Below are 22,160 nucleotides of genomic sequence, written 5' to 3'. Positions count from 1 at the left end.
GGAGAGGGGTTGGCGCCTGGCGAGGCCCGGTCGCGGCCGACGCCGCTCCTGCATGTTTGATTGGCCGAGCCGAAAGCCCGGCGTCAGTGCTCCACAGGCGCCGGTTCCACACCGAAGCGGCGGGCATAGCCGCGTTCGTTGAAGACGCGCTCCACCTCGGTGTCGCCCAGTTCCGGGGCGGCGTAGACGGCATAGACCACGCTGCCATCGTCGCGTGCGCCGCGCTGGTGCAGGCGGTAGCGCGGACGGCCGGTGCCGGTGTTCTCCGGGTAGTGCAACGGCGGCTGGCTGCCATCCAGGTCCACTTCGCTGTTGTCGACGACGCCGCCGATGAACACTGCGCGCATGCTGCCTCTCCGGTCATTGGGTGCCTTGCAGCCTAGGCGCGGCGATGTTGCCGAAACATCAATGATGCGTTGGATTCGCGCAAAACCGGGGTCGCCGCGCACTGCCGGTAGAATGCGCGTCCCTGTTCCGATGACTCACGCCCGATGCCGGCTGCGCAAGACGCCCCCCTCGACACCCTGTTCCTGCCGTTCGCCCAGGGCGTGCTGCGCTGGCCTGCCGGCAAGGTGCTGTTCCTGCGCGCCCGCGACGGCTGGGCGCTGCGCCAGCACGCGCAGCCGCCGCAACTGGTCTGCGAGCAGGACTACCGGCCGTTCGCCAGCGCGCTGCAGCAGGGCGGCTGGACCGTGCGTGCCGAGCAGGACGGCGCCGCCGACGCCGGCGGCTACGCGCTGGTACTGGTGCTGCCGCCGCGCCAGCGCGAGGAAGCGCGGGCGCTGCTGGCGCGCGCCGTGGCGCTGGCCGCGCCGGGCGGCATGGTGGTGGCCTGCCAGGCCAACAACGAGGGGGCGCGCTCCGGCGAGGACGACCTGCAGCAATTGGCCGGCCTCGGCGGCAAGCTGACCAAGCACCACTGCCGGGTGTACTGGACCGCGCCGTTGCAGGGCGGCCACGACGCCGCGCTGCAGCAGCGCTGGGCGACGCTGGATGCGGTGCGGCCGATTCTCGACGGTCGCTTCCGCAGCCGCCCGGGCGTGTTCGCCTGGGATCGCATCGACCCGGCCTCGGCGCTGCTGGCCGAGCACCTGCCCGCCGATCTGCGCGGCCGTGCCGCCGATCTCGGCGCCGGCTACGGCTACCTGTCGGCCGAACTGCTGGCGCGCTGCCCGCAACTGATCGCGCTGGATCTGTTCGAGGCCGACGCGCGCGCGCTGGCGCTGGCGCGCGCGAATCTGGCGCAGGCACCGGCCGTCCCGACGCTGGGTTTCCACTGGCACGACGTGACCACCGGACTGCCGGGGCAGTACGACGTCATCGTCAGCAATCCGCCGTTCCATGCGCCGGGGCGGATGGAGCGGCCGGACATCGGCCGGCGCTTCATCGCGGTGGCGGCGCAGGCGCTGGCGCCCGGCGGGCGGCTGTTCCTGGTCGCCAACCGGCATTTGCCCTACGAGGCGGTGCTCGACGCCAGCTTCGGGGAGACCGAGGTACTCGCCACCCGCGACGGCTTCAAGCTGATCCACGCGGTGCGCAGCCGCGCCGGAGCGCGCCGATGAAACTGGTCAAGCACCTGGCCAACCTGGGCTACGGCAGCCGCAAGCAGGTGGCGCTGATGTTCCGCGAGGGCCGCATCACCGACGCCGAGGGCGAGGTGCTGTATGCCGACGACCAAGTGCCGCACGCCACGATCCGCGTCGACGGCGAGCCGCTGGACCCGCCGCCCGGGCTGATCCTGGCGCTGCACAAGCCGGTCGGCTACACCTGCTCGACCAAGGATCCGGGACGCATCGTCTACGACCTGCTGCCGCCGCGCTTCCGCCTGCGCTCGCCGCTGCTGTCCACGGTGGGGCGGCTGGACCGCGACACCAGCGGTCTGCTGCTGATGACCGACGACGGTGCGCTGCTGCATCGCATCGTCTCGCCCAAGGCGCGGTTGGCCAAGGTCTACGAGGCCACCCTGGCCGAGGACCTGCGCGGCGACGAGGCCGCGCAGTTCGCCAGCGGCACGCTGATGCTCGACGGCGAGACCACGCCGCTGCTGCCGGTGCAACTGGAGACGCTGGGACCGCGCCAGGTGCGCATGGCCCTGCACGAAGGCCGCTACCACCAGGTGCGGCGCATGTTCGCCGCCGTCGGCAACCACGTGGCCGCGCTGCACCGCAGCCGCATCGGCGGCTTCGGCCTGGACGATCTGCCCTCGGAGCAGTGGCGGGTGCTGGAGGCGGCGGACGTGGCGGTGCTGTTCGAGGGCCGGGATTAGGGAGTCGGGATTGGGGATTGGCAAAAGCGCGTGGCGCCACGCACCGTCGCAAATCCCGCTTCTACGAATCCCGAATCCCGAATCCCAAATCACGAATCCCGCTCCCCAACCGCCCGCTTCCATCCCTCAAGCCCCAGCGTCTCCAGGGTCTGCAGATTGCGTTCGACGATCACGTCGGCGTCGGGGAACGCGGCCACCGCGCGCTCCACGCTGTCCTCGCGCAGCAGGTGCAGGGTCGGGTAGGGCGCGCGGTTGGTGTAGTTGCCGATGTCGTCCGCCGCGGTGCCGGCGAACTGGTACTGCGGATGGAAGCTGGCCACCTGCAGGATGCCGTGCAGGTCCAGCGCCTCGACCGCGGCGTCGGCGTTGTCGAGGAAGTCGTTGTAGTCCAGGAAGTCCTGCAGCACGTCCGGATGCACGATCAACGTGGTGTCGATCTGCTCGGCCGGGGTGTCGCGCAGCAGCACCAGTTCCTCGGCCAGCTGTTCGAGCAGTGCCTCGGGCGTACTCGCATCGCTGAGCACGAAACGCACCTGCTGCTTGACGTACACCGCCTTGGCGAACGGACACAGGTTCAGCCCGATCACCGCGCGCTCCAGCCATCGGCGGGTCAGGGCGATCGGGTCGTCGGAGGCGGGGGCAAGCGAGGTGGGAGGCATGGCGTCGGCGGCGGCGAAGGGGCGGCGCGCGTGGGCACGGGGCCGCGCGCGGCGGCCAGTGTATGCCGGATAGGCGCCGGTGGCCGGGGTTACGGTGCGTTCCAGCGGTTGTAGGACACGTCCAGCCACGGCGGATGCTCGGCATACATCTCGCGGATCAGTTGCTTGGTCAGTTCCACCAGGCCGGAGTCGTCGTTGCGGCGATAACTCATGATGATCGGCGAGGTGGCGTGTTCGTCGTCGATCAGGCGGTAATGCAGGTCGCTGCGCATCGACCGCGCCGAGGCCGGGATCAGGCAGATCCCGCTCTCGGCCGCGACCAGGCCCAGCGCGGTCTGCAGCTCGCGCACCTCCTGCAGTTCGCTGGGATGCGCGCCGTGATCCTGCAGCAGCGACAGCACCTGATCGGCGAAGCTGGGGCGCGGATGGCTGGGATAGAGCAGCAGCCGTTGCCCGGCCAGCGCCGCCGGCGGCAGCGGCGCGTCCTCCGCGGCCAGCGGGTGTTCCATCGGGATCGCCGCGACCAGGCGCTCCTCGCGCAGGACCAGGCGTTCGACATGCTGGTCGCTGCTGCGCACGCGGCCGAAGCCCAGGTCGATGCGGCCTTCCTTCAGCGCTTCCACCTGCTGGCTGGACATCAGCTCGACCAGGCGCACTTCCAGGTCCGGTCGCGCCTGGCGCAGGCGCCGCACCACCGTGGGCAGACCGCCGTACAGGGTGGAGGCGACGAAGCCGATCGAGGCCACGCGGCGCTCGCTGCGGCCGAGCCGGCGCGCGGCCTCGGTCATCTGCTCGACCCGGCCCAGCACCTGCAGCGCTTCCTCGTAGAACAGCCGTCCGGCGTCGGTGAGACGCAGCGGGCGGCTGCGCCGCACCAGCAGCGGCACGCCCAGTTGCTGTTCGATCTGCTGGATCTGCCGGCTCAGCGGCGGTTGCGCGATATGCAGGATTTCTGCGGCACGGGTGAAGTTGCGTTCGCGGGCGACGGCCACGAAGTAGCGGAGTTGACGCAGATCCATAGACGCTCGCTGTGGCGGAAAGTTACATGACATTCAAAGTATGCTGTGCTGCAGCAAATCATGAACGTCTAGGTTTCCCGCCATACTATATCTTCAGGGTATGAAATGGTGCTGCATTCAGTCTTGGACGGCAGTGCCGTGCCGGGCCAAGAATCGGCGCCATGTCACCGCACCCCACCACCGCCACCGTCGAACGCGTCGAGACGCTGCTGCTCGACCTGCCCACGATCCGCCCGCATCGCCTGTCGATGGCGACGATGCGCGGGCAGACCCTGATGCTGGTGCGCCTGCATTGCAGCGACGGCGTGGTCGGGCTGGGCGAGGGCACCACGATCGCCGGTCTGGCCTACGGCGCGGAGAGCCCGGAAGGCATGCAGTTGACGATCGACCGCTACATCGCGCCGCTGCTGGTCGGGGCCGATGCCTGCGCGGTGCAGGCGCTGATGCAGCGGATCGGCGGCCTGGTCAAGGGCAACCATTTCGCCAAGTGCGCGATCGAGACCGCGCTGCTCGACGCCCACGGCCAGCGGCTCGGCCTGCCGGTGTCCGAGCTGCTGGGCGGGCGCCTGCGCGATCGCCTGCCGGTGGCGTGGACGCTGGCCTCCGGCGACACCGAACGCGACATCGCCGAGGCCGAACGCATGCTCGCCGAGCGCCGGCACAACGTGTTCAAGCTGAAGATCGGCACGCGCAGCGTCGCCGAGGACGTGGCCCACGTGGCGGCGATCAAGCGCGCGTTGGGGGCGCGCGGCGCGGTGCGGGTGGACGTCAACATGGCCTGGAGCGAGACCGAGGCGGTGCGCGCGCTGCCGGCGCTGGCCGACGCCGGCTGCGAACTGGTCGAACAGCCGGTGGCGTCGCTGGCGGCGATGCGGCGGCTGATGCGGCGCTTCCCGATCGCGCTGATGGCAGATGAGATGCTCAACGGCCCGGACAGCGCCTTCCAGGCCGCCCAGCAGGGCGCCGCCGACGTGTTCGCGGTGAAGATCGAACAATCCGGCGGCCTGTTCGCCGCGCAGAAGGTCGCCGCGATCGCCGATGCCGCCGGCATCGGCCTGTACGGCGGCACGATGCTGGAAGGGGCGATCGGCAGCATCGCCTCGGCCCATGTCTTCGCCACCTTCCCCCATCTGCAGTGGGGCACCGAACTGTTCGGGCCGCTGCTGCTGACCGAAGAGATCCTCGCCGAGCCGCTGCGCTACGAGGATTTCCATCTGCACGTACCGCGCGCGCCGGGCCTGGGCATCGCCCTGGACGAGGCGCGGGTGGATGCCTTCCGTCGCGACCGCCGCCGCGTGGCGGTGCCGGTCGCGCCCAGCCAGGAGCCATGACCATGCTGTTCCACGTGACCATGGAAGTGAACCTGCCCGGCGACATGCCGCCCGAGCGCGCCGAGCAACTCAAGGCGCAGGAAAAGGCGCGTTTCCAGGAACTGCAGCGCAGCGGCCAGTGGCGGCACATCTGGCGGGTGGTCGGGCAATACGCCAACGTCAGCATCTTCGACGTGGCCGACAACACCCAGTTGCACGCCCTGCTGCTGTCGCTGCCGCTGTTTCCCTACATGCGTATCGCCGTCACGCCGCTGTGCCGGCACCCGTCCTCGCTGTACGAGGACGATCGCTAGAACCGAAGCAACGACGCTTCCCTGGGGAGGGGAACGTCTCAAGGCAGCCAACGCCACCATGAGCAAAGAAGGGACCATACGATGAGCGTCAAGATTTTCGAGACTGCGAACGTGCAGGCATTTCTGCGGTCGGTCTGCGGTTTGGACCAGGCCGGCGGCGACGCACGGGCGAAGCAGATCATGCACCGGTTGTTGTCGGACCTGTTCAAGGCCATCGACGACCTGAACGTCACCCCCGACGAATACTGGACCGCCGTCGCCTGGCTCAACGACCTGGGTGCGGCCGGTCAGGCCGGGCTGATCTCGCCCGGGCTGGGCGTTGACCACTTCCTGGACCTGCGCCTGGACGCCATCGACGCCGAACTGGGCATCGACAATCCGACCCCGCGCACCATCGAAGGGCCGCTGTACGTGGCCGGTGCGCCGGTGGCGCACGGCTTCGCCCGGCTCGACGACGGCAGCGACGAAAACGGCCATACCCTGATCATGCACGGCACCGTGTACGCCGCCGACGGCCGCCCGCTGCCCGGCGCCACGGTGGAGGTGTGGCACTGCGACACGCGCGGTTTCTATTCGCACTTCGATCCCACCGGCAAGCAGGCGCCGTTCAACATGCGCCGCACCATCGTCGCCGACGACAACGGCCAGTACCGTTTCCAGAGCATCGTGCCCAAGGGCTACGGCGTGCCGCCGGGCAGCCCGACCGAACGCCTGCTGTTCGCGCTCGGCCGCCATGGCCAGCGTCCGGCGCACATCCACTTCTTCGTCGGCGCCGACGGCCACCGCAAGCTGACCACGCAGATCAACATCGCCGGCGACCCGCTGGTCAACGACGACTTCGCCTACGCCACCCGTGACGGCCTGGTGCCGGCGATCGTCGAGCACAGCGACGCGGCCAGCATCGCCGCCAATGGCGTGGACGGTCCGTTCGCCGAGATCCATTTCGACTTCCGCCTCACCGCGCTTGTCGACGGCGTCGACAACCAGGCCAACCCGCTGCGCCGGCGCGCCGCCGCCTAGGCGTCTGCTGCGCCAACCGCGTCCGTCGTCGTCGCGGCGGCCTGCCGCCGCGCACGGCCGCCGCCTTCCCCCAGGAGACAACGCCACATGTCCGCCGTCATCGACAAAGCGACCGCGCTCGACGACCTGCTCGCCAGCGCCGTGCAGGACGACCATGCCGAAGGCAGGTTCCGCTGCCGCCGCGACATCTTCACCAACGCCGACCTGTTCGAGCTGGAGATGAAGCACATCTTCGAGGGCAACTGGATCTATCTGGCGCACGAGAGCCAGATCCCCGCGCCGAACGACTACTACAGCACCTACATCGGCCGTCAGCCGGTGGTGATCACCCGCGACAAGCACGGCGAACTGCACGCGGTCATCAACGCCTGCGCGCATCGCGGCGCGATGCTGTGCCGGCGCAAGCACGGCAACAAGGGCAGCTTCACCTGTCCGTTCCATGGCTGGACCTTCTCCAATACCGGCAAGCTGCTCAAGGTCAAGGACGAGAAGACCACCCAGTACCCGCCGCAGTTCGGCCAGGACGGCAGCCACGATCTCAAGCGCGTGCCGCGCTTCGAGAGCTACCGCGGCTTCCTGTTCGGCAGCCTGCGCGAGGACGTGGCGCCACTGCACGAGTTCCTGGGGCAGACCCGGATCATCATCGACCAGATCGTCGATCAGGCGCCGCAGGGGCTGGAAGTGCTGCGCGGCAACTCGTCCTATGTCTACGACGGCAACTGGAAGCTGCAGATGGAGAACGGCTGCGACGGCTACCACGTCAGCACCGTGCACTGGAATTACGCCGCCACCATGAGCCGGCGCAAGCAGGAAGGCACCCCGGCGGTCGATGCCGGCAGCTGGAGCAAGAGCGTCGCCGGCGTGTACGGCTTCGAGAACGGCCACATCCTGCTGTGGACCAAGACCATGAACCCGGAAGTGCGCCCGGTGTACGCGCAGCGCGAGGAACTGGCGCAGCGCCTGGGCGCCGACCGCGCCGCGTTCATCGTCGAGCAGACGCGCAACCTGTGTCTGTATCCGAACCTGTTCCTGATGGACCAGTTCTCCACGCAGATCCGCGTGGTCAGGCCGCTGGACGTGGACAAGACCGAGGTCAGCATCTTCTGCTTCGCGCCCAAGGGCGAAAGCGCGCGCGACCGTGCGCTGCGCATCCGCCAGTACGAGGATTTCTTCAACGTCTCGGGGATGGGCACCGCCGACGACCTGGAGGAGTTCCGCGCGTGCCAGGCCGGCTACGCCGCCGGCGCGGCGCCGTGGAACGATCTCAGCCGCGGCGCGCCGTTGTGGATCGACGGCCCCGACGAGAATGCGCGGCGGATGGGACTGGCGCCGCTGCTGTCGGGCGAGCGCAGCGAGGACGAAGGCCTGTTCGTGCGCCAGCACGCGTACTGGGCGGAGGCGATGCGCGAGGCGATCGCACGCGAACGCGAGGGTACGGCATGAGCACCGACTACCAGACCATCTGCGCCTTCCTGTACCGCGAGGCGCGCCTGCTCGACGACCGCCAGTGGGACGAGTGGCTGACCCTGTACGCCGAGGACGCGGTGTACTGGATGCCGGCCTGGGACGACGACGACCGCCTCACCGACGATCCGCAGTCGCAGATCTCGCTGATCTACTACGCCGATCGCTCCGGGCTGGAAGACCGCGTGTTCCGGATCAAGACCGAGCGCTCCGGCGCCTCCACGCCGGAGCCGCGCACCAGCCACAACCTGAGCAACATCGAGGTGCTGTCCGAGCACGGGCAGGACATCGAGGTGCGGCACAATTTCCACACGCTCAGCCATCGCTACAAGGTCACCGACCAATTCTTCGGCACGGTGACGCTGACCCTGCGCCGGCAGGACGACGCGCTGCGCATCGCGCGCAAGACCATCGTGCTGAAGAACGATTACATCCGCCAGGTCGTCGACGTCTACCACGTCTGATCGGCACGCACCTGCGAGCAACCGCCATGTCCTATCGCATCGCGCTGAATTTCGAAGACGGCATCACCCGCTTCATCGACTGCAACGACGGCGAGACGGTGCTCGACGCCGCCTTCCGCCAGCGCATCAACCTGCCGATGGATTGCGCCGACGGCGTGTGCGGCACCTGCAAGTGCCGCGCCGAACGTGGGCGCTACGATCTGGGCGAGGACTACATCGAGGACGCGCTCAGCGCCGATGAAGCCGCCGCCGGCATGGTCCTGACCTGCCAGATGCGGCCGCAGTCGGACTGCGCCGTGGCGGTGCCGGCGACCTCGCTCGCCTGCAAGACCGGGAGCGTGCACTTCCAGGCCACGGTGGCGGCGGTGGTCGCGCATGCCGACGCCGCGCTGGAACTGACCCTGGAGACGATCGGCCCGGCGCCGGCCTTCCTGCCCGGCCAGTACGTCAACATCGCCGTGCCCGGCAGCGGCCAGTTGCGCGCGTATTCCTTCAGTTCCGCGCCGGGTGCGTCCACGCTGACCTTCCTGATCCGGCGCGTCCCCGGCGGCCTGATGAGCGCCTACCTGGACGCGGCCACGCCGGGACAGGTCCTGGACCTCAACGGCCCGCTGGGCAGCTTCTACCTGCGCGAGATCACCCGGCCGCTGCTGTTGCTGGCCGGCGGCACCGGCCTGGCGCCGTTCCTGTCGATGCTGGCGCAATTGCAGGCCAGCGGCTGCGCGCATCCGGTGCATCTGATGTACGGCGTGACCCGCGGCGCCGACCTGGTGCTGCTGGAGCGCCTGCAGGCGCTGGCCGAGCAGGCCGACTGGTTCACGTTCGATACCTGCGTGGTCGATCCGGCGGCGGCGCATCCGCGCACCGGCTACGTCACCGAGCACCTGCCTGCGCACGCCCTGCACGGCGGCGACGTGGACGTGTACCTGTGCGGACCGCCGCCGATGGTCGAAGCGGTGCGCACGCATTTTTCCGGCATCGGGCTGGTTCCGGCCGCCTTCCACTACGAGAAGTTCACCCCCAGCGCCGTGGCGCCGGTGCAGGAACGGGCCGCATGAGCGCGCGTTTCGCCGGCAAGGTGGTGGTGGTCACCGGCGCGGCGCAGGGCATCGGCCTGCGCGTGGCCGAGCGTGCCGCCGCCGAGGGCGCACGGCTGGTGCTGGTGGACCGCGCCGCCCATGTCGCCGAACTGTCCCAGGCACTGGCGCCGGCCGAAGTCGCCACGCTGGTGGCCGACCTGGAACACTACGAGGAGAACGCGCGGGCGATGCAGTTCGCGCAGGCGCAGATGGGCCGCATCGACGTGCTGGTGAACAACGTCGGCGGCACCATCTGGGCGCAGCCGTACCAGGAATACACCCCGGCGCAGATCGAGGCCGAGGTGCGGCGCTCGTTGTTCCCGGCGCTGTGGGGATGCCGCGCGGCGCTGCCGTACATGATCGCGCAGGGCGGTGGGGCGATCGTCAACGTCTCCTCCATCGCCACCCGCAGCATCCATCGCGTGCCGTACGGCGCGGCCAAAGGCGGGGTCAACGCGCTGACCGCGTGCCTGGCGTTCGAGCACGCCGCGCATGGCATCCGCGTCAACGCGGTCGCCCCGGGCGGTACCGAGGCGCCGCCGCGGCGGGTGCCGCGCAATGCCGATGCGCAGAGCGCGCAGGCGCAGGCCTGGTATCAGCAGATCGTCGCGCAGACCGTGGAATCGAGCCTGATGAAACGCTACGGCACGCTCGACGAGCAGGCCGCGGCGATCCTGTTCCTGGCCTCGGACGAGGCTTCCTACATCACCGGGACGGTGCTGCCGGTGGGCGGCGGCGACCAGGGATGATCCACACGCCCGGCCCGCCGTGCGCGCGTCGCCGCGGCCTGTCGCCACGCACCGGCGGCGCCCACTGACCCCCGTGTCCTCACCTCTGTCCTTTCCTGGAGCGAACGCCATGCAGTCCCCTCTCTTCGACCCTTCGCGGCTGGCGCCGGACGTGCTGGCGGTGTTGCAAGGCATGGCCGCCAGCGGCGCGCCCCCGCTGGAGACCCTGCCGATCCCGCAGCTGCGCCAGGCCTACGGTCAGATCGGCGCGCTGCTCGGCGGCACGCCGTTGCCGGTGGCCGAGGTCCGTGCGCTGATCGCCACGGGGCCGGCCGGTCCGATCCCGCTGCGCCTGTATCGGCCGGTCAGCGCGCCGCAGGCCACCGCGGCCATCGTCTATCTGCACGGCGGCGGCTGGAGTGCCGGCGATCTGGACACCCACGATCCGGTCTGCCGGCGCCTGGCGCAGGCGGCCGCGTGCGCGGTGGTGGCGGTGGACTACCGGCTGGCGCCGGAACATCCGGCCCCGGCCGGCCCGCAGGACGTGGTCGCGGCGATCGCCTGGCTGGCGGCGCACGCCGGCGAGCTGGGCCTGGATGCCGGCCGCCTGGCCGTGGCCGGCGACAGCGCCGGCGGCAGTCTGGCGGCGGTGGCCTGTCAGCAGTTGCGCGGCAGTGCGGTGGCGCTGCGCGCGCAGGCGCTGTTCTATCCGAGTACGGATCTGTCGCCGGCATCGCAGGACTTTGCGGCGCGCCACGAGAACGCGCATGTGCCGCCGCTGACGCTGGCGGTGATGCAGGCGATGTCGGCGCCGTTCGTGGCCGAGTACGACCCCAGCGACAGCCGGCTGTCGCCGCTGCGCGCGGCCGATCTGCGCGGACTGCCACCGGCCTTGATCTACACCGCCGCCTGCGACGTGCTGCGCGACGACGGCCGCCACTACGCCGATGCCCTGCGCACGGCCGGGGTGGCGGTGGAGTACGTCGAACTGCCGGGCATGGTGCACGGCTTCGTCGAAATGGCCGGCGTGCTGCCGGCCGCCGTGCGCGCCATCGAACATGCCGCCGCCTTCCTGAGCGCGCGACTGGCATGACCGGCAACCCCGATTCCCAGGAGAACACCCGCATGAACGATACGCTTTTGCTGCAGCACGATTTCTGGCACGGAGCGCTTTTCACCGGTCAGTGGCAGGCCGCCACCGAGAGCGCGGAGGCGATCGCGCCGGCCAGCGGAGAGCAGCTCGGCCGCGTCGGCCTGGCTGGCCCGGCGCAGGTCGCGGTCTCGGCCGCCGCCGCTGCGCAGGCGCAACGCGGCTGGGCCGCGGCGCCGTATGCGCAACGCGCGCAGGTACTGCGCCAGGCCGCGCAACTGGCCGAGCGGTTCCAGCAGGAGATCGCCGATTGGCTGGTGCGCGAGAGCGGTTCCACCCAAGGCAAGGCCGGCTTCGAAGCGGCCCTGTGCGCCACCGCCCTGCACGAAGCGGCGGCGCTGCCGTCGCGCAGCGCCGGCGAGGTGCTGCCCTCCGCGGCGGGGCGCCTGAGTCTGGCGCGGCGCCGTCCGCTGGGCGTGGTTGGCGTCATCGCGCCGTTCAATTTCCCGCTGTACCTGGCCATGCGCGCGGTGGCGCCGGCGCTGGCGCTGGGCAACGCGGTGGTGCTCAAGCCCGATCCGCGCACCGCGATCTGCGGCGGCGCGGTCATCGCGCGGCTGTTCGAACTGGCCGGCCTGCCGGCCGGCGTGCTGCACGTGCTGCCCGGCGATGGCGGCGCCGGCGCCGCACTGACCGCCGATCCGCACGTGGCGATGATCCAGTTCACCGGTTCCACCGCGGCCGGGCGCAAGGTCGGCGAGGCGGCCAGCCGTCATCTGAAGAAGGTGTCGCTGGAGCTGGGCGGCAAGAACTCGCTGATCGTGCTCGACGATGCCGACCTGGATCTGGCGATCGCCAACACCGCCTGGGGCGCGTATCTGCACCAGGGCCAGATCTGCATGTCCGCCGGCCGCGTGCTGGTGCAGCGCGCACTCTACCCGCAGTTCGTCGAGCGGCTGGCGGCCAAGGCCAGGAGCCTGAGCGTCGGCGACCCGGCCAGCGGCGAGGTCGCGCTCGGCCCGTTGATCGATGCGACCCAGCGCGATCACGCCGCGCGCCTGGTCGCGGCCGCGCGCGAGGCCGGTGCCACCGTCGCCGCCGGCGGCGGCTACCGCGACCTGTTCTTCGAGCCCACCGTGCTCAGCGACGTCACCCCCGACAACCCGGCCTTCCGCGAGGAGATCTTCGCTCCGGTGGCGGTGGTGGTGCCATTCGACACCGATGCCGAGGCCGCCGCCCTGGCCAACGACACCGAGTACGGGCTGTCGATGGCGGTGCTGTCGGCCGACGTCGGCCGCGCAATGGCGCTGGGCGAGCAGTTGCGCACCGGCCTGCTGCACATCAACGACCAGACCGTCAACGACGAGGTGGTCAATCCGTTCGGCGGCGTCGGCGCCTCCGGCAACGGCAGCAGCATCGGCGGCCCGGCGAACCTGGAAGAGTTCACCCAGTGGCAGTGGTTGACCGTCAAGGGCGCAGCGCCCGCCTATCCGCTTTGAACCCCAGGAGACAGTGCGATGAACGCAGCAACCGATAAGCGCGAGATCACCGTGGCGGTCGCGCACGCGCCGCAACAGCCCTTCACCATCGAGCAGGCGCGCATCCGCGCGCCGCAGGACGACGAGGTGCTGGTGCGGGTGGTGGCCACCGGCCTGTGCCACACCGACCTGATCGTGCGCGATCAGTACTATCCGGTGCCGCTGCCGGCGGTGCTCGGCCATGAGGGCGCCGGCGTGGTCGAAGCGCTGGGTCCCAACGTCAAGAGCCTGCAGGTCGGCGACCACGTGGTGCTCACCTATGGCGCCTGCGGCCACTGCAATCCCTGCGATGGCGGGCATGCCGCGTATTGCCAGGAGTTCTTCCCGCGCAACTTCGGCGGTGCCGACGCGCATGGCCATACCGCCATCGAGGATCTGCACGGGCAGCCGCTGCACGACCACTTCTTCGCCCAGTCCTCGTTCGCCACCTATGCGCTGGCGCGCGAGAACAATGCGATCAGGGTGTCGCGCGAGGCGCCGCTGGAACTGCTCGGCCCGCTGGGCTGCGGCATCCAGACCGGAGCCGGCGCGGTGATCAATGCGCTGAAGGTGCGTCCTGGCAGCAGCTTCGTGGCGATCGGCGCCGGTGCGGTCGGACTCAGCGCGGTGATGGCCGCGCACGTGGCCGGCGCCGCCTGCATCATCGCCGTGGACGTGGTGCCGTCGCGGCTGGCGCTGGCCAAGGAACTGGGCGCCACGCACGTGATCGACAACCGCGAAGGCGATCTGGTGGAAGCGGTGCGCGCGATCACCGGCGGCGGCGCCGACTTCGCGCTCGAATCCACCGGGCGTCCGCAGTTGCTGGAGGCGGGCATCGAAGCGTTGGCCAGCCTGGGCACGATCGGCGTGGTCGGCGCACCCAAGCTCGGCACCATGGCCGGTTTCGACGTCAACAACCTGCTGCTGGGCGGACGCAGCATCCGCGGCATCGTCGAGGGCGACAGCGTGCCGCAGGTGTTCATTCCGCAACTGGTGACGCTGTACCAGCAGGGCCGCTTCCCGTTCGACAAGCTGGTGAAGTTCTATCCGTTGAGCGACATCAACCAGGCCGCCGCCGACAGCAGCAGCGGCATCACCCTCAAGCCGATCCTGCGCATGGCCAGCTGAGCCTTGCGCTGGCGACGGCGCTGCCGTCGCGCGTGTCCCCGCAGCAGGCGTCGCGCCTGCCTCGGCACCGACGTCGCCACACGCTGCCGTGGGCGATGCCGGTGCCGTTTTTTTGATCGGGCCCTCGCCGTGCGCGTTCGCCGGCATCCTGCCTGCCTCGGCCGAGACGCGGGAGGCCGGCGCGCGTGCCAGGCTGCGCCGCAGTGCAGCGCCTGAGCGGTGTCTGCGTTGCCCACCTTGCGTTGCCGGACCGCACCGCCGCAGCGCGCGTGCGATGGCGGCGCGCCGCCGCCCGATGAAGCCCGTGCCGTGTAGCGCCGCGCGCCGCGCGCCGCTGCGCTGCGCGTGCGTGGCTGTCTGCGCGCTGCGGCGCGCGGGGTGTCCAGTGGCATGCAGACACTGGCATGCGCAAGCTTGCCGAGGCGGCGCAGAGCGCGTGTGCGTGCGCGTCCAGGCGTTGGCGTTTGCGCAAGCGATGCGGGCGTGCGCCTGCGACGACGCTGCCGCTGCGTCGGCATGCACGCCATCGAACGCGCATGTTGCATCGCGGAAGATCCAGTGCTAGCGCGCATCGCGCGATGAACATACCAGCAGGGTATGAAACGAGACTGACATGGTCTTGGACGCCTGGTGTGATGCGGGGCAGTGTCGGACGCATGGATGCATCGCCGAGGTCAGTCGTCTCCTGCTTTGATCGTCGCGAGCGTCCGTACCGGTCGCGCGCACGGTCTTGCGTTCGCGTCGTACCGCGTCGCCGTGTCGGCCGACGCGTGCACAAAGGATGAGTGCTGTTTCCAACATCCCGCGCTGCCGGTCGTCACGACGGCAGTGCGGACCCCGCGTGCCGCCGGTCGGCGGCCGCACCCACGCATCGGCTCGGAGGGAGGGCTCGATCATGCAGCAGTTCGCACATCCAATGCGCCGCAGGGCGCAACGACAGGGCACGCCACGCTGGACCACGCTGCTGTGGACCGTGGCGGCGGTTTCGGGTGGTGCCGCCGCCAACAACGGCGTCGCCTTGCCCGGCTACGGCGCGCAGACCCAGGGCCTGGCCGGCACCTCGATCGCGTTGCCGCTGGACGCGGCGGCGTCCGCCAACAACCCGGCCGGCATGGGCGCGGTCGGCGACCGCATGGACGCCGACCTCACCTTGATCGCGGCGCCGGTGCGCGCGCAGGTCGGCCCCAACCGCTACGGCGACGATGCGCTGGTTCCGGTGCCCACCGCCGGCTACAACCATCAACTCAACGACGACCTGAGCCTGGGGGTGTCGGTGTTCGGCCACGGCGTCGCGCTGGACTACGGCGCTCCGGTGTATGGCAGCCACAACACCCTGTCCAAGCTGCAGCAGGTGGTGTTCGCGCCGACCCTGGCCTGGCGCGTGGGCGAGCACCAGTACCTGGGCATCTCGCCGCGGCTGGCCTACCAGCGCTTGCACGTCGCCGGCCTGGAGGGGGTCGGCTTCCAGTCGGCCGGGGCCGATGCGGCCTACGGGTACGGTGTCGCCGTGGGCTGGTACGGCCAGCTCGCGCCGCGCCTGAGCGCCGGCGTCACCTGGTCCAGCCGCATCCGCTTCGGCCAGATGCAGCGCTACCGTGCGCTGCTGCCGGAAGGCCGTCTGAACATGCCGCAGCAGGCCGGTGTCGGTCTGGCCTGGCAGGCCAGCGATGCGCTGACCGTGGCGGCCGACTGGCTGTGGATCGACTGGGCCGGCGAGCGCTCCTACGGCAATCGCGTCGATGAGGGCGGCGCGTTCGGCGATCCGAACGGTCCGGGCTTCGGCTGGCGTAGCCAGCGCGTGTTCCGCCTGGGGGCCGACTACCGCCTCAACGATGCCTGGTCGCTGCGGGCCGGCTATTCCCGCGGCAGCCGCCTGATCCCCGACAGCCAGGCGCAGTTGGCCGTGCTGGCGCCGCTGGCGCAGTACAGCCACTACGCGCTGGGCGCGACCTGGCGGCTGTCGCCGCAGCTGTCGCTGACCGGCAGCGTCACCCACGCACCGGGCGGTTCGGTCGCCAGCGGCGGCGTGCAGGCCGGGACCCGCGACCTCACCTATCTCACTTTCGGCCTCGGCTGGACCTTCCGCTGAGCCACACGGAGACGACCCCATGCAAACCTATCTGTTGCTGCACGGTTCCTGGCACGACGGCCACGCCTGGGACGGCGTCGCCGCCCATCTGCGCGCGCACGGCGTGCAGGTGCACGCACCGACCATCGCCGGGCATGGCGTGGGCGCCGACAAGCGCGTCTCGCACGCCGACTGCGTGGCCTCGGTGGTGGACTACGTGCGCCGCCACGACCTACGCGACCTGGTCGTGCTCGGCCACAGCTGGGGCGGCAGCATCGTGCAACGCCTGGCCGAGGAGGAGCCGGAGCGCTGCAAGCGGCTGATCTTCCACAACGCCTTCGTGCTGCGCGACGGCGAGGCGCTGTTCGATCTGTTGCCGCCGCACTATCAGGCGCTGTGGAAGAACGCGGTCGATGCCGACGGCGGCATCATGCTGCCGTTTCCGATCTGGCGCGACGGCTTCATCGGCGACGCCGACCTGGCGCAGGCGCAGCAGGCGTACGCGCAGTTGAGTCCGACCCCCGCGCGCAGCCATTTCGACGCGGTACCGCTCAAGCGTTTCCACGAGCTGCAGATCCCGCGCAGCTGGCTCTATGCCACCGACGATGTGGCACTGCCGCCGGGCGAGTACGGCTGGCATCCGCGGCTGAGCGCGCGCCTGGGCGGTTACCGTCTGGTCAGCCTGCCGGGCAGCCACGAAGTGTGTTTCAGCGCGCCTGCGCTGCTGGCCGAGAAAATCCTGCTGGCTGGCCGCGACTGACATTCCCCACCGGAGACTCCAGATGAATCCTGCATCCCCCCTGCGCATCGGCATCGTCGGCGGCGGCATCGCCGGCGTCGGTCTGGCCCTGGGCCTGTGCCGGCACCGCCATCTCGACGTGCAACTGTTCGAATCGGCGCCGGCCTTCGGCGAAATCGGCGCCGGCGTCTCGTTCGGCCCCAATGCGGTACGCGCGCTGGCCGGCCTGGGCATGGGCGAGCCCTATGCCGAACTCGCCGACCGCACCCCCGCCCCATGGCAGGACGTCTGGTTCGAATGGCGCCGCGGCGAGGACGCGCGGCTGCTGGGCCAGACCCTGGCGCCCGGCGTCGGCCAGTCGTCGGTGCACCGCGCCGACTTCCTCGATGCGTTGGCCACCCGCCTGCCGTTCGGGCTGGCCAGGTTCGGCAAACGCGCAGTCGCCGTGGACCAGGACGCCGACGTGGCGCGCGTGCGCTTCGCCGACGGCAGCCAGTACGAAGGCGACGTGCTGATCGCCGCCGACGGCATCAAGTCCGCCATGCGCGGCGAAGTGCTGCGTGCGCTCGGCCATGCACCGGCCGAACCGCGTTTCACCGGCACCTGCGCCTATCGCGGCCTGATCGACGCCGCGCGGCTGCGTGCCGCTTTCGCCGCCCGCGGCGTGGACGCGCACCTGGTCGACGTGCCGCAGATGTTGCTGGGCCTGGACGCGCACATCCTGACCTTCCCGGTGAAGCAGGGAAGGCTGATCAACGTGGTTGCCTTCGTCTCCGACCGCAGCGAGCCGGCGCCGCAATGGCGCGCTGGCCAGGCCTGGGTACGCGAGGCCAGCCGCCGCGAGATGCTGGAGGCGTTCGCGCACTGGGGCGAGGCGGCGCGTACGCTGCTGGAGTGCATCGACACGCCCACGCACTGGGCGCTGCACGATCTGGCCGAGCTGCCCGGCTATGTGCATGGGCGGCTGGCGCTGATCGGCGATGCCGCGCACGCGATGTTGCCGCACCAGGGCGCCGGCGCCGGGCAGGGCCTGGAGGATGCCTATCTGCTGGCGCAACTGCTGGCCACGCCTGGCCTGACGCGCGGCGATCTGCCGGCCCTGCTGCAGGTCTACGAGCGCCTGCGCCTGCCGCGCGCCTGCCGCGTGCAGCGCACCTCGCGCGAGGCCGGCGAGCTGTACGAACTGCGCGATCCGCAGGCCGGCGCCGACGATACGCGGCTGGCGCAGACGCTGGCGCAGCGCTTCGACTGGATCTGGACGCACGACCTGGAAGCCGAAGTGGCGCAGGGGCGGAGAATGCTGGCCGCGGGCGTCACCGCGGGTGCCTAGCAAGAAATTGCGGCGCTAGGCGTCCGCGTCCCGGCGCGGAGGCGGGAGTGCCGTTGCGTGGTGTCGTCTCGTTCCGATGCGGAGTGCGTCGCTTTCGCATGGGCTGCAATGGCCGGGATGCGCTCGCGTGGTCATGCCGGCATGCCTGCTTGCGCAGGCCGGACGGCATGCGCAGGTCGCGACATGGGCGTATCGCCTGTCTGCCGTGCCGCCCTGCAAGGCGAGGCGATGCGCAGCCGTGTGCACTCACGCAGCGTGGCGACGATATCGCGCGGTCGACTGCAGAACGACCATCGCCACGCGGTGGTCGTCCTGCACCCTTGCACCGGCATGGCGATGACGCGCGAGGCGTTTGCGCGGCGGCTTCAGTCGCGGAAATTGTCGAACTGCAGCGGCAGCTCGAAATCGCTCTTCTTCAGCAGCGCGATCGCGTCCTGCAGGTCGTCGCGCTTCTTGCCGCTGACCCGCAGCTTGTCGCCGTTGATCTGGGCTTCCACCTTGAGCTTGGCTTCCTTGAGCGTGGCCACGATCTTCTTGCCCAGCTTCTGCTCGATGCCCTGCTTGACGGTGATCTTCTGCCGCGCGCCGGCGAGGTTGGTCTCCACGTCGCCGAATTCCAGGCAACGTACGTCGATGCCGCGGGCCAGCAGGCGCGCGCGCAGGATGTCGGTCATCTGCTTGACCTGGAAATCGCTGGGCGCCGATTGCGTGATGACCTGGTCGTCGAGCGCGAACTTGGCGTCGACGCCCTTGAAGTCGAAGCGCGTCGACAGCTCGCGGTTGGCCTGGTCGACGGCATTGGTCAGTTCGTGCTTGTCGACTTCGGACACGATATCGAAGGAAGGCATGGGCAAGTCCTCGGCAAAGATGCCTATCGTAAGACGTGCGGGCGAGGAGTGGGACGCGGCAGGTGGGAAGTGGCAGCGCAGGTGTCGCAGGGGCTGGCACGTGCAGGGTGGGATGGATGTCGGTTCCGGCGCGTTGCGCAATGTCGTGCGTTGGTGGGCGCCGCGCGTCGCGACTGAAGTCGCTCCCACAAGAAGCGGCATCGGCCGGTGCGCCGGCTGGAGCCATGTGGGAGGGACTTCAGTCCCGACGATCAGGAGATGTCTTGAAGTCGCTCTCACAGAAGGCTGTGTCAGCCGATGCAGCCGGGGCTGGAGCCATGTGGGAGGGACTTCAGTCCCGACGCGATGAGCCCCGGCACCACGCACATCGCCGATCGCGGCGATAATGCGCCGATGCCCAACTCCCGTTCCAATGCCGCCGCCGCGTGGATGATCGCTGCGGTCGCGTTCTTCTCGCTGATGGATGCGTCCATGAAGCAGCTCAGCACGCATTATCCGGCGCTGCAGGTCGCGGCATTGCGCGGTGGGGCTTCGCTGCCGTTCGTGCTGGTGTGGGTGCTGGCCAGCGCCGGGCCGCGCGCGATCTGGCCGGTGCGCTGGGGCTTGCACCTGCTGCGCGGCGTGCTCGGCATCGCCATGATCGGCTGTTTCGCCTGGGCCTTGCGCAGCCTGCCGCTGTCCACCGCCTACACCATCTACTTCGTCGCGCCGCTGCTGGTGGCGGCGCTGTCGGTGCCGCTGCTCGGCGAATACGTGGGTCCGCGGCGCTGGGCGGCGATCGGCGTCGGCCTGGTCGGCGTGCTGGTGGTGCTGCGCCCGGGCATGGACGGGTTCGTCTCGCTGCCGGGGCTGATGGTGCTGCTGGCGGCCATCGCGTATGCGGTGGCCTCGGTGCTGGTCAGCCTGCTGGCGCGCACCGACACGTCGCAGTCGCTGGTGGTGTGGTTCCTGCTGATCATGGCGCTGGGCGCCGGCGCGTTGGCGTTACCGGAGTGGACCCCGCTGCGCCCGGCCGACACCGGCTGGATCGCCGGCATGGGCCTGGCCGGGGCGCTGGGGCAGGTGGCGCTGACCCAGGCGTTTCGCCGCGGCGACGCCTCGCTGGTCGCGCCGCTGGAGTACAGCGGCCTGTTGTGGGTGATTCCCTGGGACTGGCTGCTGTGGCGCAAGCTGCCCGACGCCTGGACCTGGGTGGGCGGGGCGATCATCGTCGCCAGCGGCCTGTACCTGCTGCACCGCGAGCGGATCCGCGCGGTGGCGCATCCGCCGCCGCAGGCACGCCCCTAGGCCCCGCGATGCGCGCCTACGTTAGAATCGAATGGAATAACGCACGCCATCCTGGCCTGCTAGGCTTTGCGCCCCCCGTCGCTGCCGGTCCCGCGCGTTGATCCAGTTCGAGCGCCTGCACAAGTCCTATTCCGTCGCCGGCCAGCCGGTCGTGGCGCTGCATCCGCTCGACCTGCGCATCGAGGCCGGCGAGGTGTTCGGCATCATCGGCCATTCCGGCGCCGGCAAGTCGACCCTGATCCGGCTGATCAACCGGCTCGAGGAACCCAGCGGCGGTCGCCTGATCATCGACGGCGAGGACGTCACCGCGCTGGACCGCGCCGGGCTGCGCACGCTGCGCCAGCGCGTGGGCATGATCTTCCAGCACTTCAACCTGCTGTCCTCGCGCACGGTCGCAGGCAACGTCGCGTTCCCGCTGGAACTGGCCGGCACGCCGCGCGCGGAGATCGACGCGCGGGTGGCCGAGCTGCTGGAGCGGGTCGGGCTGGCCGCGCATGCCGGCAAGTACCCGGCGCAGCTGTCTGGCGGGCAGAAGCAGCGCGTCGGCATCGCCCGCGCCCTGGCCACTCGCCCGCGGATCCTGCTGTGCGACGAGGCCACCAGCGCGCTGGACCCGCAGACCACCGCCTCGGTGCTGGCGCTGCTGGCGCAGATCAACCGCGAGCTGGGCCTGACCATCGTGCTGATCACCCATGAGATGGAAGTGATCCGCCGCGTGTGCGATCGCGTGGCGGTGCTCGATGCCGGGCATCTGGTCGAGAGCGGGCCGGTCACCGAGGTGTTCCTGCACCCGCAGCATCCGACCACCAAGCGCTTCGTGTCCGAGGCCGAGCACGTCGACGAGGCCGAGCTGTACCGCGATTTCACCGCCGTGGACGGGCGCATCCTGCGGCTGACCTTCCTCGGCGCCGACACCTACGCGCCGCTGCTCGGGCGCATCGCCCGCGCCACCGCGGTGGACTACAACATCCTGTCCGGGCGCATCGACCGGATCAAGGACACCCCCTACGGCCAGCTGACCGTGGCCCTGGTCGGCGGCGACATGGATGCGGCGCAGGCCGCCTTCGTCGCGGCCGGCGTGCATGTGCAGGAGCTGCGCCGATGAGTCCGATCGCCACCGCCGCCACCGGCTTCTTCCGCAATCTCGATGCCGGCAAGTGGAGCGAGATCGGTCGCGCCACCGTCGATACGCTGCTGATGCTCGGCGGCTCGCTGCCGCTGACCCTGCTGATCGGCCTGCCGCTGGGCGTGCTGCTGTTCCTCACCGGCCCGCGCCAGACCCACCAGAAGCCGCTGCTGTACGGCGGCCTGGCGCTGGTCATCAACGTGCTGCGCTCGGTGCCCTTCATCATTTTGATGATCGCGATGATCCCGCTGACGCTGTGGGCGATGGGCACCTCGCTGGGCGTGCGCGGCGCGATCCTGCCGCTGGTGGTCGGCGCGGCGCCGTTCTACGCGCGGCTGGTGGAGACCGCGCTGCGCGAAGTGGACCGCGGCGTGGTCGAGGCCAGCCTGGCGATGGGTGCGACCACCTGGCAACTGGTGACGCGGGTGCTGCTGCCGGAAGCGCGGCCGGGCCTGATCGCCGGCGCCACGGTGACCACCATCGCCCTGATCGGCTTCACCGCCATGGGCGGCGCGATCGGGTCGGGCGGCCTCGGCGACCTGGCCTACCGCGACGGCTACCAGCGCTCGCATGCCGACGTGGCCCTGGTGACCGTGGTGATCCTGCTGCTGCTGGTGCAGGCGTTGCAGATGCTCGGCGACCGCCTGGTCGCGCACTACAGCCGGCGCTGATGTCCTGCGTGCCGCGGTAGGGCTTCAGCCGCG

Annotated in this window: 23 protein-coding genes; 18 read left to right on the top strand and 5 right to left on the bottom strand. The window is 70.3% G+C overall.

The window, feature by feature from the left end; genetic code table 11:
* Positions 1-83: 83 nt before the first annotated feature.
* A complete protein-coding gene (locus SLW56_RS10240; RefSeq protein WP_017908770.1) occupies positions 84-347 on the bottom strand; it encodes a hypothetical protein in 264 nt (87 codons plus the stop codon).
* A gap of 144 nt (positions 348-491) precedes the next feature.
* On the opposite strand from SLW56_RS10240, the gene SLW56_RS10235 reads away from it, so the two are divergent.
* Both SLW56_RS10235 and SLW56_RS10230 read left to right on the top strand, forming a co-directional pair.
* Entirely contained in the window at positions 492-1,562 is a 1,071-nt protein-coding gene (locus tag SLW56_RS10235; RefSeq protein ID WP_267085767.1) for a methyltransferase, read from the top strand.
* Complete coding sequence (locus SLW56_RS10230) at positions 1,559-2,266, top strand: pseudouridine synthase (protein ID WP_267085766.1); 708 nt, start codon at positions 1,559-1,561, stop codon at positions 2,264-2,266. The genes SLW56_RS10235 and SLW56_RS10230 overlap by 4 nt, the downstream gene beginning before the upstream one ends.
* Before the next feature lie 89 nt (positions 2,267-2,355).
* Here SLW56_RS10230 and SLW56_RS10225 read toward each other — a convergent pair whose 3' ends face one another.
* The gene (locus tag SLW56_RS10225) at positions 2,356-2,925 is read right to left on the bottom strand and encodes a DUF1415 domain-containing protein (protein ID WP_267085765.1); all 570 of its coding nucleotides are present in this window, start codon (positions 2,923-2,925) and stop codon (positions 2,356-2,358) included.
* Positions 2,926-3,014: 89 nt separating this feature from the next.
* Positions 3,015-3,944, bottom strand: coding sequence for a LysR family transcriptional regulator (locus SLW56_RS10220; RefSeq protein ID WP_017908774.1), 930 nt, complete (start codon positions 3,942-3,944; stop codon positions 3,015-3,017).
* Positions 3,945-4,105: 161 nt separating this feature from the next.
* On the opposite strand from SLW56_RS10220, the gene SLW56_RS10215 reads away from it, so the two are divergent.
* The 13 genes from SLW56_RS10215 to salA all read left to right on the top strand — a co-directional run bounded on the left by SLW56_RS10215 (position 4,106) and on the right by salA (position 18,195).
* A complete protein-coding gene (locus SLW56_RS10215) occupies positions 4,106-5,275 on the top strand; it encodes a muconate/chloromuconate family cycloisomerase (protein WP_148828006.1) in 1,170 nt (389 codons plus the stop codon).
* A 2-nt stretch (positions 5,276-5,277) separates the two neighbouring features.
* The gene (catC, locus tag SLW56_RS10210) at positions 5,278-5,568 is read left to right on the top strand and encodes a muconolactone Delta-isomerase (protein WP_170268170.1); all 291 of its coding nucleotides are present in this window, start codon (positions 5,278-5,280) and stop codon (positions 5,566-5,568) included.
* A gap of 81 nt (positions 5,569-5,649) precedes the next feature.
* A complete protein-coding gene (catA, locus tag SLW56_RS10205; protein ID WP_148828004.1) occupies positions 5,650-6,588 on the top strand; it encodes a catechol 1,2-dioxygenase in 939 nt (312 codons plus the stop codon).
* A gap of 87 nt (positions 6,589-6,675) precedes the next feature.
* Complete coding sequence (locus tag SLW56_RS10200) at positions 6,676-8,031, top strand: Rieske 2Fe-2S domain-containing protein (protein ID WP_152236513.1); 1,356 nt, start codon at positions 6,676-6,678, stop codon at positions 8,029-8,031.
* Entirely contained in the window at positions 8,028-8,516 is a 489-nt protein-coding gene (benB, locus tag SLW56_RS10195) for a benzoate 1,2-dioxygenase small subunit (protein WP_017908779.1), read from the top strand. Before SLW56_RS10200 ends, benB begins: the two co-directional genes overlap by 4 nt.
* A 26-nt stretch (positions 8,517-8,542) precedes the next feature.
* The gene (gene benC / locus SLW56_RS10190; protein WP_043093402.1) at positions 8,543-9,574 is read left to right on the top strand and encodes a benzoate 1,2-dioxygenase electron transfer component BenC; all 1,032 of its coding nucleotides are present in this window, start codon (positions 8,543-8,545) and stop codon (positions 9,572-9,574) included.
* Positions 9,571-10,344: a 1,6-dihydroxycyclohexa-2,4-diene-1-carboxylate dehydrogenase gene (locus SLW56_RS10185; RefSeq protein WP_017908781.1), complete on the top strand. Its 774-nt coding sequence runs from the start codon at positions 9,571-9,573 to the stop codon at positions 10,342-10,344. Before benC ends, SLW56_RS10185 begins: the two co-directional genes overlap by 4 nt.
* 109 nt (positions 10,345-10,453) lie before the next feature.
* Positions 10,454-11,416 (top strand): alpha/beta hydrolase, encoded by a 963-nt coding sequence (locus tag SLW56_RS10180; protein ID WP_152236512.1) that lies wholly within the window; start codon positions 10,454-10,456, stop codon positions 11,414-11,416.
* Between the two features lie 32 nt (positions 11,417-11,448).
* Complete coding sequence (locus SLW56_RS10175) at positions 11,449-12,912, top strand: benzaldehyde dehydrogenase (RefSeq protein WP_267121429.1); 1,464 nt, start codon at positions 11,449-11,451, stop codon at positions 12,910-12,912.
* A gap of 18 nt (positions 12,913-12,930) precedes the next feature.
* Entirely contained in the window at positions 12,931-14,058 is a 1,128-nt protein-coding gene (locus tag SLW56_RS10170; protein WP_017913080.1) for an NAD(P)-dependent alcohol dehydrogenase, read from the top strand.
* Positions 14,059-14,953: 895 nt separating this feature from the next.
* Entirely contained in the window at positions 14,954-16,147 is a 1,194-nt protein-coding gene (locus SLW56_RS10165; RefSeq protein ID WP_017913079.1) for an outer membrane protein transport protein, read from the top strand.
* A 19-nt stretch (positions 16,148-16,166) separates the two neighbouring features.
* On the top strand, positions 16,167-16,886 hold the full coding sequence (locus SLW56_RS10160) for an alpha/beta hydrolase (RefSeq protein ID WP_017915018.1): 720 nt from the start codon (positions 16,167-16,169) through the stop codon (positions 16,884-16,886).
* A 22-nt stretch (positions 16,887-16,908) separates the two neighbouring features.
* Positions 16,909-18,195 (top strand): salicylate 1-monooxygenase, encoded by a 1,287-nt coding sequence (gene salA, locus SLW56_RS10155; RefSeq protein WP_152236510.1) that lies wholly within the window; start codon positions 16,909-16,911, stop codon positions 18,193-18,195.
* A gap of 365 nt (positions 18,196-18,560) precedes the next feature.
* Here salA and SLW56_RS10150 read toward each other — a convergent pair whose 3' ends face one another.
* Together SLW56_RS10150 and SLW56_RS10145 are read right to left on the bottom strand one after the other, a co-directional pair.
* Positions 18,561-19,043, bottom strand: coding sequence for a YajQ family cyclic di-GMP-binding protein (locus tag SLW56_RS10150; RefSeq protein WP_017913076.1), 483 nt, complete (start codon positions 19,041-19,043; stop codon positions 18,561-18,563).
* A gap of 290 nt (positions 19,044-19,333) precedes the next feature.
* Positions 19,334-19,516 carry a hypothetical protein gene (locus SLW56_RS10145; protein WP_295965469.1) on the bottom strand — a complete coding sequence of 61 codons (183 nt, stop codon included), beginning with the start codon at positions 19,514-19,516 and terminating at the stop codon, positions 19,334-19,336.
* Between SLW56_RS10145 and SLW56_RS10140 the strand changes: the two genes are divergently transcribed.
* The 3 genes from SLW56_RS10140 (at position 19,437) to SLW56_RS10130 (ending at position 22,127) form a co-directional block, all read left to right on the top strand.
* Positions 19,437-20,330, top strand: a complete 894-nt coding sequence (locus SLW56_RS10140; protein ID WP_152236508.1) for a DMT family transporter — start codon at positions 19,437-19,439, stop codon at positions 20,328-20,330. The two genes, SLW56_RS10145 and SLW56_RS10140, sit on opposite strands and share 80 nt — an antisense overlap.
* A gap of 97 nt (positions 20,331-20,427) precedes the next feature.
* Positions 20,428-21,435, top strand: coding sequence for a methionine ABC transporter ATP-binding protein (locus tag SLW56_RS10135; RefSeq protein ID WP_267100674.1), 1,008 nt, complete (start codon positions 20,428-20,430; stop codon positions 21,433-21,435).
* Positions 21,432-22,127 (top strand): methionine ABC transporter permease, encoded by a 696-nt coding sequence (locus SLW56_RS10130; RefSeq protein ID WP_152236506.1) that lies wholly within the window; start codon positions 21,432-21,434, stop codon positions 22,125-22,127. The genes SLW56_RS10135 and SLW56_RS10130 overlap by 4 nt, the downstream gene beginning before the upstream one ends.
* Positions 22,128-22,160: the final 33 nt, after the last annotated feature.

The sequence above is a fragment of the Xanthomonas sp. LF07-6 genome, from assembly GCF_034105445.1.
Taxonomy (GTDB): domain Bacteria; phylum Pseudomonadota; class Gammaproteobacteria; order Xanthomonadales; family Xanthomonadaceae; genus Xanthomonas_A; species Xanthomonas_A sontii.
This window is presented reverse-complemented; position numbering and strand designations above follow the sequence as displayed.